The following is a 12,436-nucleotide window of genomic DNA, read 5'->3' on the forward strand; positions in this document are numbered from 1 at the left end:
TTTCAACGGCTGGCCGACGGAGGTCCGCTCGGCCCCTTGGCGAGCCGTACGAAATTTCGGCCGCGGCGGCTGTAACCTTTTGGCTGAACCATCCGAACCTTGGGTCACGAGCCAGCTGCATTGCTGGACGTTCATGAGCCGCCAGGAGATGACGATGCGCTTTACGAGAATGACCGCTGTGGCCTTATTCGCCGTTGCTATGGGGTTCGGCTCCGCCGCTTTCGCTGCGACGGAGGTGCCGTTCACCCAGCAGGCCTTCGATGCAACCCAGCATGAGGGCAAGCCAATCCTGGTCCACATCATCGCTCCATGGTGCCCTTATTGCGCCAAGCAGCGGCCGATCCTGAATAATCTTGAAAATGACCCCGCATTCAAGGAGCTGGTCGTCTACACCATCGATTTCGATACCCAAAAGGACTCTGTGCGCGCCATGGGCGCCCAGAAGCAAAGCACGCTGATCGTATTCCACGGTGCCGTCGAGAAGGGGCGCTCGACCGGTGATACCGATGCCAATTCGATCAAGACGCTGCTCCAAAAGGCGACGGACTAGGTCCGGGGAACATCGCCGTGACCTTGCCATTCGTCGGCATGGGATTCGGGTTCGTCGCGGGCATGCTCTCGACCCTGTCCCCGTGTGTCCTGCCGCTGCTGCCGCTCGTGCTCGGGCCCGCGCTCGCCGTGCATCGCCTGGGTGTCGCTGCATTGCTGGCGGGCCTTGTCCTGTCCTTCTCCGGCATCGGGCTTTTCGTCGCGACCGTGGGCTTCGCGATCGGTCTCGATGGTGACGTCTTCCGCGACATTTCCGCCATCCTGTTGGCCGGATTGGGCGGAGTCCTGCTGAGCGGCGCGTTGCAGCAACGCTTCGCATTGGCAACCGGCGGCGTCAGCAATGCCGGAAGTCGCCTCATCGCTCGCATGACCCCGACCGGCATCAAGGGGCAATTCCTGGTCGGCGTTCTGCTGGGCGCCGTCTGGAGTCCCTGCGTCGGGCCAACGCTCGGCGCTGCGTCGGTCCTTGCGTCCCAAGGGCGGGATCTCGCAGTGTGGCGGCGGTCATGGTGGCATTCGGGTTGGGGACATCCGTTCCCTTGCTGATCGTCGGATCACTTTCCCGAGCGGCGATGATGCGCTGGCGCGGCAAGATGATGAATGCCGGAAGGATGGGGAAGCTCCTGATGGGTGGCAGCGCATTGGCAGTGGCAGTGCTCATTCTCACCGGCGCAGATCACGCGCTCGAAGCTGCACTCGTTGCCGCGTCGCCCGCCTGGTTGACCGACTTCACCACCCGGTTTTGAAGTGTCCGACTTACGCGTCGTGGATCCGCAGGAATGGTCGGCGCTCATGGTGCGAGGGCAGCGTGGGGACGTAAACGCTTATCACCGGTTGTTGCTCGGCATCACGCCTTATCTACGGGCAATTGCGAACCGTGCGCACCGCAATGCCAGTGATGCTGAAGATACCGTCCAGGATATCCTGCTGACACTGCATGTGGTTCGGCAGACATACGACCCGTCACGCCCGTTCAAGCCTTGGCTGGCTGGTATCGCGCGACATCGTGTTGCGGATCGCTTGCGCGCGCTGGGACGCGTGGCGGCAGGCGAAGTGATGTTGGAAGCCGAGCACGAGGCGCTTGCAGCCGAACAACCTCATGACCTGGTGTTGAATAGCCGGGTTGTGGACGCCGCGTTGCAGGCCCTTCCGACCGGCCAGCGCCAAGCCATCACGCTCTTGAAGTTACAGGAGAGGTCATTGAAGGAGGCCGCCGCGCAGAGCGGAATGTCGATTGCATCCTTGAAGGTTTCAGCCCATCGGGGCATCAAGGCGCTCAGGCGCCTCCTGGGCGAGGGAGACGATTAGAAGCGATGGATACCACCGATCTCATTCAGATCCTCGCGAACGCGGCGCGGCCGGTCCGCGTCCTTCGCCCCCCGCTGTTCCGGGCCGGCGGTTGGCTCCTGATCGCACTTGCCATCGTGATCCTGCTCGCCGTCGAACATGGCCTTCGGTCGGATATTGCAGATCAGCTGCGCAATCCGTCTTTCGTCGTTGGGATCATGGCCTCCTTCCTGACGGGCGCGCTCTCCGCGCTAAGTTGCCTGATGGCAGGCCTGCCCGACCGTTCGCGGTTCTGGTTGCTGCTCCCGTTGCCCTCGCTTGCGGTGTGGATGGCAACACTTGGCTATGGTTGCTTGACGGATTGGGTGAGCTACGAGGCGGGTAGCTTGCGGATGGGCGCGGCTGTTCAGTGCTTTGCCACGGTGCTCCTCGTCAGCCTGCCCCTATCAATATCGATTTTCGTGATGCTGCGTCATGCCGCCCGCCTGCGTCCGACTTTGGTGATGCTGGTGGCCGGACTGGCCGTTGCAGGCATGACGTCGACGGCCATGTCGCTCCTTTATCGCCTTGATGCCACTGTCATGAACCTGATCTGGAATCTCGGAGCGGCAGTGCTGATCGCGGTCATTGAGGCCATCGTTGGACGACGCGTCCTCGTGCGGATGGCAGATCTCAACTCGCCAGTTTTCTCTCCTTGGCGAACGGGCTGAGACCAAGCCAGGTTTGCATCGAGGATGCGATTTGCCGGTCGCCGGTCAGAATCATCCGACGACTGCCTACGGCCGCCCGCACCGTGTCGAACCCCATCCAGATTGCAGTCATGCTGCGCAGATCGACGGAAATATAGAGGTCGACGTCAAATCCGGGATCGACTGAGCACAGATCGACGCCTTCCTTGGGATCGACGATCAGCCACCAGTGTCGCTGGGTCGCCGAGAGCTCGGGGTAGACGAACTGGATGATGTTTCGCCGTCTGGGCATTGGCGTTGGATTCAGATTTCGCCGCATATCCCACATCAGCAGTTGAACGTCGAGGTGCTGGAGCGACAGGTCGGCCTTGATCCGGCGTTGGCCCCAGATACCAAATCCATCGACGATGGGAGTGAGTTCACGTCCCGCCGGCGTCAGCCGATATTCATAGACGCCAGGCTCCGAAGCCAATGCTTCTCGCGCGAGGATACCTGCCGACTCGAGATCCTTGAGCCGCTGTGACAGCAGCGCGGGCGACATTCGGGGGACACCACGTCGCAGATCGTTGAACCGCGTCGAGCCGGCAATCAGCTCTCGCAGCAGCACCACAGTCCAGCGCGTGCACAGAACCTCGGCGGCCATTGCGACCGGACAGAACTGCTTGTAGCTGCCAGCAGCCATGTTCTCTCTCCCTGTGGACCATTTGCGAAACGTACTGCCGAATTCGCCCGGGCTTCCAGTTCAAAATCTGTACCGGCATCGATTCAGTTCGTGAACTAGTGGCGCGCAAAGGGTCCTTGCTACCTCTCAGCAATGCGGACTTGGACCGCTCCACCGGCTTGAAGGACCGTCGCGACGCGTCGGCCGACAGCCTTATGGCATCAACTCACAATGACAAGGTAATTGCGATGACAAGGATTTTCTGCAAACCCCGGCTCTCCATGGCGAGCGCTGCGATGTTCGGCACGGTGTTGCTCCACTCTGGCACGGCATCGGCCGCTGCAGCCACGATTACCCGAAGCGTTGACGTGAAGGCGGCTGCCCAGGACGTTTGGTCGCTGATCGGGCCGTTCTGCGCAATCAGGGATTGGCTGCCCCCGGTGGGTCAGTGCATCGAGGATGGCAAGGCGCCATCGACGCGCATTCTCGTCACGAAGGACGGAAAGGCCGCTTTCGTCGAGACCCAAGTCGCTCGGAATGAAGCCGAGCGCAGCTACTCCTACAAGTTTCTGACGAGCCCTCTTCCGGTCTCGAACTACACCGCAACGATCAAGGTGACTGCGAAGGCCAATGGATCTTCCACCGTTACGTGGAACGGCTCCTATACCCCCGAGCCAGGGCAGGAGAAGGCTGCCAGCGAAGCACTGCTCGGCGTCTATGACGCGGGCCTCGCTGAAATCCAGGCAAGGTTCGCGAAATAGGGCCGAAGCTTCAGTTCGACACATCAGATCAAGGAGATCGACATCATGACGATTTACAGCGGCAAGTGCTTTTGCGGCGCGGTAGAAATCGAAGCGGAGGGAGCACCGGAGGCAATGGGATATTGCCATTGCTCGTCGTGCCGCTCCTGGTCGGCCGCCCCAGTGAATGCATTTACATTGTGGAAGCCGCAGAACGTGCGGGTGACCAAGGGCGCTGAATTCGTCGCCACCTACGCACAATCGGAGCTGAGCCATCGTCAATACTGCAAGCGCTGCGGGGGGCACCTCATGTGCGACCATCCGCCGCTTCGGCTCGTCGACGTGTACGCAGCCACATTGCCCATGCTGAAGTTCGCGCCGGGCGTGCACGTCAACTATTCCGAGACGGTGTTGCCGATCAGGGACGGCCTGCCGAAACTGAAGGATTTTCCCGCCGAGTTCGGAGGCTCAGGTGTTGCCGTTTCCGAATAGCCCTCTGGTCTGGACGTTGATCGCGCTGATCTTGTCCATAGCCGGAATCCTTCATGACCTCAGCTGAGCTCCTGCGTAGGAGAGCGGCTGTCTTGTCGGCCGGCGATCTCTTTTCCGCGGCGTACCGCCGCGGAAAAGAAGACTTGCCTTGGTCGGACCCCTGCAACGCCGTTTCGCGTGCTGGCGAACACTCGCCTGAAAGGAGTGCTCGGCTTCCATGCATCCCTTGATTTTGTCCGGTTGCTATGGTAGTGGGGCTGCATGATTAAATGCTCGCGCAAAGTCAACTTCAACCACATGACCCGCTTCGGCTGGGCCGTGGAAGGAGTCGTGCGCTAGCATTTCGACGACGACATCTTTTTCACCAGGCCCCGCCGGCATCGGACGGGGCCTTTTGTTTGGCCACGCTCCCTGTCGGCACAACAGCAGGAGCGTGCGATGCCACCACAACAGACGGATATCTCACCCGGGATTGAGGCCGACGCCGCAAGGCGCGGCCTCGCCCTCTCGATCGTGCAGGCAAAGGGCGCGATCGACCAAGCGCTGGCGGAGCGCCTCAAGGCGTCAGCCAAGGCGCTGGATGGCGCTTTGCTGGACAAGGAGGCCGGATCGGGCCGAAGCGTCCTCGGCCTGCTCAAGCGGTCTTGGCGTGCGCTTCAGCGGCGACGCCAGGGCCTGCGGGTCTCCCTGTACGACCTTGGCGACAGAGAGCTGATGGACATCGGCCTGACGCGCGGGGAGATCAACTACCTCACGCCTCAGCGTGCCATCGATACGTTGAGAGACAGCACGACGCATCTGTGGAGCGGTCGTGGGATGTGAATGGCCATCCTGCGCCAGTGCAAGAGAAAGGCTGACATCATGTCCTCACATGCGGTCATTCCCCAGGCGGATTTTGAAATCCGGCGATTGACGGTCGATGATCTGGATTGTCTTCGCGAGATTCGCGCGGAGGCAATTCAGATGCATCCTCAATCGTTTGGCTCTCCCGAAGAGGACGAAGGCGGCGAAGTGATGATGGCGGCTTATCGCCATTGGCTCGGCGATACGATCTTTGGCGCATTCGGATGCGAGCGCCTGATCGGAGTCGCCGGCTTCTATGTCTCGCGATACAAGAGATCGCAGCACAGGGGGCACATCTTTTCGGTCTTCGTCAGGGAGAATGATCGCGGCAAAGGCGTCGGAGATCGGCTCATCAAGAAGCTTCTTGCCCATGCTGAGGCGCGTGTCGAACAGGTGCATCTTGCCGTGGTGTCGACGGCAGTCGCTGCAATCAAGACCTACAAACGCAACGGGTTCGAGATTTGCGGCACGGATCCCCGTGTCGTTCGCATAGACGAGGCTACTTATGACAACTACCTCATGATGAAGACATTCGGCCATTGACGGCGGTCCAGACGGGGAACGCCAGCCTCGTCGTGCCAGAAAATGGGCGTGCCGAACGGGCGCCTAATCAACGCCCTCACAGGGAAATGACCGCGCTGCGGCCGTTCCGTCCGATTCCGCTGTGAGGCGCGAAGGCACGGTCGATTTTTAGCGGGCCGTACATGGCTAAAGGCGTTTGCCTTGCCAGTTTTTCCACGGCAATATGCCGCCAAAATAACCATGAGAAACGGGAAGATAGAATGGCAGCCCCCATCAAGTTCGGCGTCGGCCAAAGCGTGCTGCGCAAGGAAGACGACGCGCTGATCCGCGGCAAGGGCCGCTATACCGACGACTACGCGCCGCAGGCTGCGCTGCGCTGCCTGGTGCTGCGCTCGCCGCATGCGCATGCCAAATTCACCATCGATGCCGGCCGCGCCCGCACCCTGCCGGGCGTTGCGCTGATCCTGACCGCGGCTGAGGTCGCCGATCTCGGCAATCTGCCCTGCCTGTTCAATCTCGAGACCGATCCGTTCACCGGCCCGCCTTACCCGATCCTGGCCAAGGACGAGGTGCGGCATGTCGGTGATTCCGTCGCCTTTGTCGTCGCCGAGACCATCGACCAGGCCCGCGATGCGATCGAGGCGATCGAGGTCAAATGGAGCCCGCTGCCGGCCGTCACCGGCGTCGTCAACGCCATCAAGAAGGGCGCGCCGCAGGTCTGGCCGGACAAGCCGGGCAATGTGCTGTTCGACGTCTCGATCGGTGACAAGAAAGCGACTGAAGCTGCGTTCGCGAAGGCACATGCCGTCGCCGAAATCTCCATCGTCAATCCGCGCGTGGTCGCGAGCTTCATGGAGACGCGCGCGGCGGTCTGCGAATACGACGCCAAGGCTGATCATCTGACGCTGACGGTCGGCAGCCAGGGCAGCCATCGCCTGCGCGACATTCTCTGCCAGAACGTGCTCAACATCCCCACCGACAAGATGCGGGTGATTTGCCCCGACGTCGGCGGCGGCTTCGGCACCAAGCTGTTTCCATACCGCGAATACGCCCTGATGGCGGTCGCGGCGCGCAAGCTGAAGAAGGCCGTGAAGTGGGCGGCCGATCGCTCAGAGCATTTCATGGGCGATGCGCAGGGCCGCGACAACGTCACCACCGCGAAGATGGCGCTGGCCGAGGACGGCAGGTTCCTCGCGATGGATTGCGACCTGATGGGCGACATGGGCGCGTATCTGTCGACCTTCGGGCCCTACATCCCGCATGGCGGCGCCGGCATGCTGCCGGGCCTCTACGACATCCAGGCCTTCCACTGCCGCGTGCGCACCATCTTCACCCACAGCGTGCCAGTGGACGCCTATCGCGGCGCGGGCCGGCCTGAAGCCGCCTACGTCATCGAACGTCTGGTCGATGCCTGCGCGCGCAAGCTCGACATGACGCCGGACGCGATCCGTCGCAAGAACTTCATCCCGCCGAAGGCACTGCCCTACAAGACCGCGACCGGCAAGGTCTACGATTCCGGCGATTTCGCCGCGCATCTGAAGCGCGCGATGGAAATTGCCGAGTGGAAGGAATTTGGAAAGCGCGCCAAGGCCGCGAAGAAGCACGGGCTGATCCGCGGCATTGGCCTTGCGAGCTATGTCGAGATCTGCGGCGTGATGGGCGAGGAGACCGCGAATGTGCGGCTAGACCCCAACGGCGATGTCACGGTCCTGATCGGCACGCAGTCGAGCGGGCAGGGCCACCAGACCGCCTATGCGCAGATCGTCGCCGAGCAGTTCGGCGTAGCGCCCGAACGTGTGCACGTCCGCCAGGGCGACACCGCGGAGATTGCGACGGGCCTCGGCACCGGCGGCTCGGCCTCGATCCCGTCAGGCGGCGTCAGCGTCGAGCGCGCCACGCGCGAGCTCGGCCAGAAGCTCAAGGAGATCGCGGCACAAGCGCTGGAAGCCAGCGCCGGTGACCTCGAGATCACCGACGGCATCATCAGGATCGCCGGTACCGACCGCTCGATGAGCTTCGCCGATGTCGCGAAGCGCGCCGGCGCCGATCCGTCGAAGCTGAATGGCAGCGCGACCTTCGCCAGCGCTGACGGCACCTACCCGAACGGCACGCATCTGGCCGAGGTCGAGATCGATCCCGCCACCGGCATCATCAAAATCGTCAACTACGTGATCGTCGACGATTTCGGCAAGACGCTCAATCCGCTGCTGCTGGCAGGCCAGGTGCATGGCGGCGCCATGCAGGGCATCGGCCAGGCCTTGATGGAGCAGGTGGTCTATGGCGCGACCGATGGCCAGCTCATCACCGCGACCTACATGGACTACGCGCTGCCGCGCGCGGCCGATGGTCCGTCCTTCGTGTTCGAGACCCACAACATTCCCTGCACGACCAATCCGATGGGCGTGAAGGGCGCGGGCGAGGCCGGCGCGATTGGCTCGTGCCCGGCCGTCGTCAACGCCATCGTCGACGCGCTCTGGCGTGAGTACAAGATCGACCACATCGACATGCCGGCGACGCCCGAGCGGGTGTGGATCGCGATCAACGAGCACCATCGCCGGCACAGCCTGTAAGGCGCGGCTTCCGCGCGGCGGGAATGAAGTGCCCGCCGCCGGGTTCTAACCATCAATCGCCTGTTCCCCCCAAACCGACTTGCGAGCCGGAGAAGAAGACTCATGAAACGAATGTTTGTTGTCGCGGGCACCCTGCTTCTGGGTGCGGGCGCTGTGATGGCGCAGCAGGAGGTTGCCGTCCAGCAGGACAATCTGATGCGCTCGCAGGCCAAGAGCCTGTACACGGTCATCCTGAAGATGACCAAGGGCGACATCCCCTACAATCAGAAGGCGGCAGACGAGGCGATCGCCAATCTGGAGGCGGACGTTGCCAAGATCGCCAAGACCTTCGAGGTCAATCCCAAGCAGGACGTGGTCAACGCCACCTACGGCTCGTCGCCGAAGGTGTGGCAGCAGAAGGCCGATTTCGAGTCAAAGATCCCGCCGGTGCAGAAGGCGATCGCCGACGTCAAGGGCAAGATCCACAATGTCGCCAGCCTGAAGGCGGCCTACACCGCGATCAACGACCGCTGCAACGACTGCCACGAGACCTATCGGTTGAAGCTGAAGTAAGGCGAAGCAGGCCCTTCGCGACAAATTCGCCGTCATCGCCCGGCTTGACCGTGCGATGACGGCGGGAGGTGCAGCAATTTCTCCTCCGATAGCCTGACGGATCGCCGTCAGAAGGACTATGTTTGCTCGCGCCGCCGCGGCGTTGATGCCTGACGTTATCGTGAGTTCCGACGCGCGGGCGGCGATCGCAGGCAACAGCGAGACAGGCCATGGCAAAACCGTTCCCGTCGAAAACCCATATCGGCAACCATATGCTGCATCCGGAAACGCTGATGCTGACCTATGGCTATGATCCGCAGCTGTCGGAAGGCGCCATCAAGCCGCCGGTGTTCCTGACCTCGACCTTCGTGTTCAGGACGGCCGAGGACGGGCAGGATTTCTTCGATTTCGTCGCCGGTCGCCGCGAGCCGCCGGAGGGCATGGGCGCCGGGCTGGTCTATTCGCGCTTCAACCATCCCAACAGCGAGATCGTCGAGGACAGGCTTGCGATCTACGAGCGCACCGAGAGCTGTGCGCTGTTCTCGTCAGGCATGTCGGCGATCTCGACGACGATCCTGGCGTTCGTCCGTCCCGGCGACGTCATCCTGCATTCCCAGCCGCTCTATGGCGGCACCGAAACGCTGCTGACCAACACGCTGTCGCGCTTCTCGATCGGCGCGGTCGGCTTTGCTGATGGTGTTGATGAGACAGTGGTCAATCAGGCGGCGGAAGATGCGATGCGCAAGGGCCGCGTTTCGATGATCCTGGTCGAGACGCCGGCCAACCCGACCAATGGCCTCGTCGACGTCGCACTGATGCGCCGCGTCGCCGACGCCATCGGCAAGGCGCAGGGGCACACGCCGATCATCGCCTGCGACAATACGCTGCTTGGCCCGGTGTTCCAGCGCCCGATCGAGCATGGCGCCGACATCTCGCTGTACTCGCTGACCAAATATGTCGGCGGGCATTCCGACCTGATCGCGGGTGCCGCGCTCGGCAGCAAGGCGATCATGAAAGGCGTCAAGGCGCTGCGCGGCGCGATCGGCACCCAGCTCGATCCGCATTCGTGCTGGATGATCAACCGCTCGCTCGAGACTCTCAGCCTGCGCATGGAGAAGGCCAACAGCAATGCGCGGCTCGTGGCCGATTTCCTGCGCGATCATGCCAAGGTGGCGAAGGTGCACTATCTCGGTCATCACGCCGAGACCTCGCCCTCGGGGCGCGTGTTCGCGCGGCAATGCCTGGGGGCGGGATCGACGTTCTCGTTCGATATCGTCGGCGGGCAGGCGGCGGCGGAGAAGTTTCTCAACGCCTTGCAGATCTTCAAGCTCGCGGTCAGCCTTGGCGGCACGGAATCGCTGGCGAGCCTGCCGGCGACGATGACCCATTCCGGCGTCCCGGCCGATATCCGCCGCAAGATCGGCGTGCTGGATTCCACGATCCGGCTGTCGATCGGCATCGAAAATCCATCTGATCTGATCGCCGATCTCGAGCAGGCATTGAGCGCGGCGTGAGCGCCTTTCAAAGCGGATTGGACGTGCGACATGCCGACATGATCGCCGCGGCCGCCTCGTTGGACTGGGCACCCGAGAGCTGCCGCACGAGGCAGACATAATAGCCCTTGCTGGATGCGTTCAGCAGCGAGTCGCCATTGACCGCGAGCCAGTTGCAGGCCGAACGGATGTACTGCACGGCAAGCGGCGATCGCGTGTCGCGGATGGCGGAGAGCTCGCATTGAGCCTGCCTTTCCATGTCGGTTTGCGCGATGGCGGACCCGCCCAGTGAAAGAAGCAGTCCTCCGGCGACGACGGCCGTCGGAATGGCCAATAGCTGGCGAGCTACGTCGCGGGATGCGACGTGCGGCGCACGGGTCCGTTGCATCGATGCTTTGCTCATGAGCCGCTCCCGGCGCTGCGGATGAAGGCGCCTCGATCGACCATTCTAGCTTCGAGACCTGATTGGTCCATCCGGGCGACGGGATACATTTGTTGTCCCTGGAATCGAAAAGGCCGGACGCTTGCGTCCGGCCGTCATGAAAAGTTGATCTGAATCTTACTTGGTCACCTGGCCGCGGATCTCGCCGCCCGGATTGGCCGCAGTGTGAATGTTGACATAGAGCTTGCCGGAGAGGAGATCGGAGGCTTGCGCGTCGGTCAGGGTCGCCGAGCCCTCCGCCGGGCTCTTGGCGATGCCGGGGATCGGCACCGCGACGCCGGCGTTCTTGCCGACCTCGGCGGGGCCGTGGAAATGGGCGGCGGTGGCCGGGCCGGAGAGGCCGGAATAGGTCACCTTCCAGGTGAGCTTCTTGGTGGCGGCGTCATAGTCGAGATCGGCCGTGCCGGTACCACTGGTGGTGGTGGCGGGCACTTCGGACTTGCCGTCCAGCGTCGCCTTCAGTTTTTCCGCGCTGGCCGGGCCTGCGAATGCGACGGCGGCTCCGAGTGCCAGCGTGGCAAAAAGCGCTTTGTTCATGAGTCTCTCCCTGTTGACGCCTGATTGCAGTCAACTTGCAAACAGTGCAGTTCCGACTTTATTCCCGCATTCCGATCAAACCATCTAAATTATTCGTGGCTGGAGCGGCTGCGGGATGATCCGTAAATACGCTTGAGCTCAAAGGGATCCTCGATGCTGCGACGAACAATTTATGTCATTTTGATTGCTGCTGTCGCAGCCTTTGCCGTCTACTGGTGGCTGACCGCGCCGACTGCCCTCGCCCTGCCGGCGCCGACACGCGAGCCCGATCTCGCCAATGGAGAGGAGCTGTTCAATGCCGGCGGCTGCTCGTCCTGCCACGCCGTGCCCAATCAGCCGGATCGTTTGAAACTCGGCGGCGGCCTGGCGCTCGGCTCGCCGTTCGGCACGTTCTATGCGCCGAACATTTCGCCTGATCCGACCGATGGTATCGGCCGCTGGAGCGCGACCGATTTCGTCAACGCGGTGATGCGCGGCATCTCGCCTGAAGGCACGCATTATTTCCCGGCATTTCCCTATACGTCCTACCATATCGCCAAGCTCGACGACGTTCGCGATCTCTTCGCGTATCTGAAGACGCTGCCGCCGGTTTCGGGGCGCGTGCGCGACCACGATCTGCCGTTTCCCTTCAACATCCGCCGCAATGTCGGCATCTGGAAATTGCTGTTCATGGATGTCAGGCCGTTCGTGCCGGCGGCAATGCATCCGGCGCAATGGAATCGCGGCGCCTATCTCGTGAACGGCTTTGGCCATTGCGCCGAATGCCACAGCCCGCGCAATTTTCTCGGCGGCGTCATCAGCTCGCAGCGCTTTGCCGGCGGTCCCAATCCCGAAGGCGAGGGATGGGTGCCGAACATCACGCAGAAGGGCATCGGTGACTGGAGCGAGAAGGATATTGCCGACTTCCTCGAGACCGGCGACATGCCCGAGGGCGACAGTGCATCGGGCGCGATGCGGCCGGTGATCAAGAACCTCGCGCAGCTCAAGCCGGAGGATCGCGCCGCGATGGCGGCCTATCTGAAGTCGCTGCCGCCGGTCGATGGCCCGACGCCGCCCAAGCGCAAGGAGGCTGGCCGCTGA

General features: G+C 62.5%; 14 protein-coding genes and 1 pseudogene. 12 read left to right on the top strand and 3 right to left on the bottom strand.

Annotated elements, in window-relative coordinates; all coding sequences use genetic code 11:
- Positions 1–133 precede the first annotated feature (133 nt).
- The 4 genes and pseudogenes from XH89_RS11760 to XH89_RS11775 all read left to right on the top strand — a co-directional run bounded on the left by XH89_RS11760 (position 134) and on the right by XH89_RS11775 (position 2,546).
- Positions 134–550, top strand: coding sequence for a thioredoxin family protein (locus XH89_RS11760; RefSeq protein WP_246767807.1), 417 nt, complete (start codon positions 134–136; stop codon positions 548–550).
- A gap of 38 nt (positions 551–588) precedes the next feature.
- Positions 589–1,295 (top strand): annotated as a pseudogene (locus XH89_RS11765) (cytochrome c biogenesis CcdA family protein).
- Between the two features lie 19 nt (positions 1,296–1,314).
- Positions 1,315–1,857, top strand: coding sequence for a sigma-70 family RNA polymerase sigma factor (locus XH89_RS11770; RefSeq protein WP_210345244.1), 543 nt, complete (start codon positions 1,315–1,317; stop codon positions 1,855–1,857).
- Positions 1,858–1,862: 5 nt separating this feature from the next.
- Positions 1,863–2,546 carry an NrsF family protein gene (locus XH89_RS11775; protein ID WP_194467216.1) on the top strand — a complete coding sequence of 228 codons (684 nt, stop codon included), beginning with the start codon at positions 1,863–1,865 and terminating at the stop codon, positions 2,544–2,546.
- On the opposite strand, the gene XH89_RS11780 is transcribed toward XH89_RS11775, so the two are convergent.
- Entirely contained in the window at positions 2,509–3,207 is a 699-nt protein-coding gene (locus tag XH89_RS11780) for a helix-turn-helix domain-containing protein (RefSeq protein ID WP_194467217.1), read from the bottom strand. The two genes, XH89_RS11775 and XH89_RS11780, sit on opposite strands and share 38 nt — an antisense overlap.
- A 140-nt stretch (positions 3,208–3,347) precedes the next feature.
- Here XH89_RS11780 and XH89_RS11785 point away from each other — a divergent pair, with 140 nt between their 5' ends.
- The 7 genes from XH89_RS11785 (at position 3,348) to XH89_RS11815 (ending at position 10,398) form a co-directional block, all read left to right on the top strand.
- Entirely contained in the window at positions 3,348–3,947 is a 600-nt protein-coding gene (locus XH89_RS11785) for an SRPBCC family protein (RefSeq protein ID WP_246767808.1), read from the top strand.
- 45 nt (positions 3,948–3,992) lie between these two features.
- Positions 3,993–4,418, top strand: coding sequence for a GFA family protein (locus XH89_RS11790; protein ID WP_194467218.1), 426 nt, complete (start codon positions 3,993–3,995; stop codon positions 4,416–4,418).
- Between the two features lie 438 nt (positions 4,419–4,856).
- A complete protein-coding gene (locus tag XH89_RS11795) occupies positions 4,857–5,240 on the top strand; it encodes a DUF1127 domain-containing protein (protein WP_194467219.1) in 384 nt (127 codons plus the stop codon).
- Positions 5,241–5,804, top strand: coding sequence for a GNAT family N-acetyltransferase (locus XH89_RS11800; RefSeq protein ID WP_194467220.1), 564 nt, complete (start codon positions 5,241–5,243; stop codon positions 5,802–5,804).
- Between the two features lie 239 nt (positions 5,805–6,043).
- Positions 6,044–8,353: a xanthine dehydrogenase family protein molybdopterin-binding subunit gene (locus XH89_RS11805; RefSeq protein WP_194467221.1), complete on the top strand. Its 2,310-nt coding sequence runs from the start codon at positions 6,044–6,046 to the stop codon at positions 8,351–8,353.
- 102 nt (positions 8,354–8,455) lie between these two features.
- Positions 8,456–8,905, top strand: coding sequence for a cytochrome c (locus XH89_RS11810; RefSeq protein WP_194467222.1), 450 nt, complete (start codon positions 8,456–8,458; stop codon positions 8,903–8,905).
- Between the two features lie 209 nt (positions 8,906–9,114).
- Entirely contained in the window at positions 9,115–10,398 is a 1,284-nt protein-coding gene (locus XH89_RS11815; protein ID WP_194467223.1) for a cystathionine gamma-synthase family protein, read from the top strand.
- 7 nt (positions 10,399–10,405) lie between these two features.
- Here XH89_RS11815 and XH89_RS11820 read toward each other — a convergent pair whose 3' ends face one another.
- The gene (locus tag XH89_RS11820) at positions 10,406–10,780 is read right to left on the bottom strand and encodes a VF_A0006 family four-cysteine protein (RefSeq protein WP_246767809.1); all 375 of its coding nucleotides are present in this window, start codon (positions 10,778–10,780) and stop codon (positions 10,406–10,408) included.
- Positions 10,781–10,936: 156 nt separating this feature from the next.
- The gene (locus XH89_RS11825; protein ID WP_194467224.1) at positions 10,937–11,356 is read right to left on the bottom strand and encodes a CHRD domain-containing protein; all 420 of its coding nucleotides are present in this window, start codon (positions 11,354–11,356) and stop codon (positions 10,937–10,939) included.
- Between the two features lie 153 nt (positions 11,357–11,509).
- On the opposite strand from XH89_RS11825, the gene XH89_RS11830 reads away from it, so the two are divergent.
- Complete coding sequence (locus XH89_RS11830; protein ID WP_194467225.1) at positions 11,510–12,436, top strand: cytochrome c; 927 nt, start codon at positions 11,510–11,512, stop codon at positions 12,434–12,436.

The sequence above is a fragment of the Bradyrhizobium sp. CCBAU 53340 genome (assembly GCF_015291645.1).
Lineage (GTDB): Bacteria > Pseudomonadota > Alphaproteobacteria > Rhizobiales > Xanthobacteraceae > Bradyrhizobium.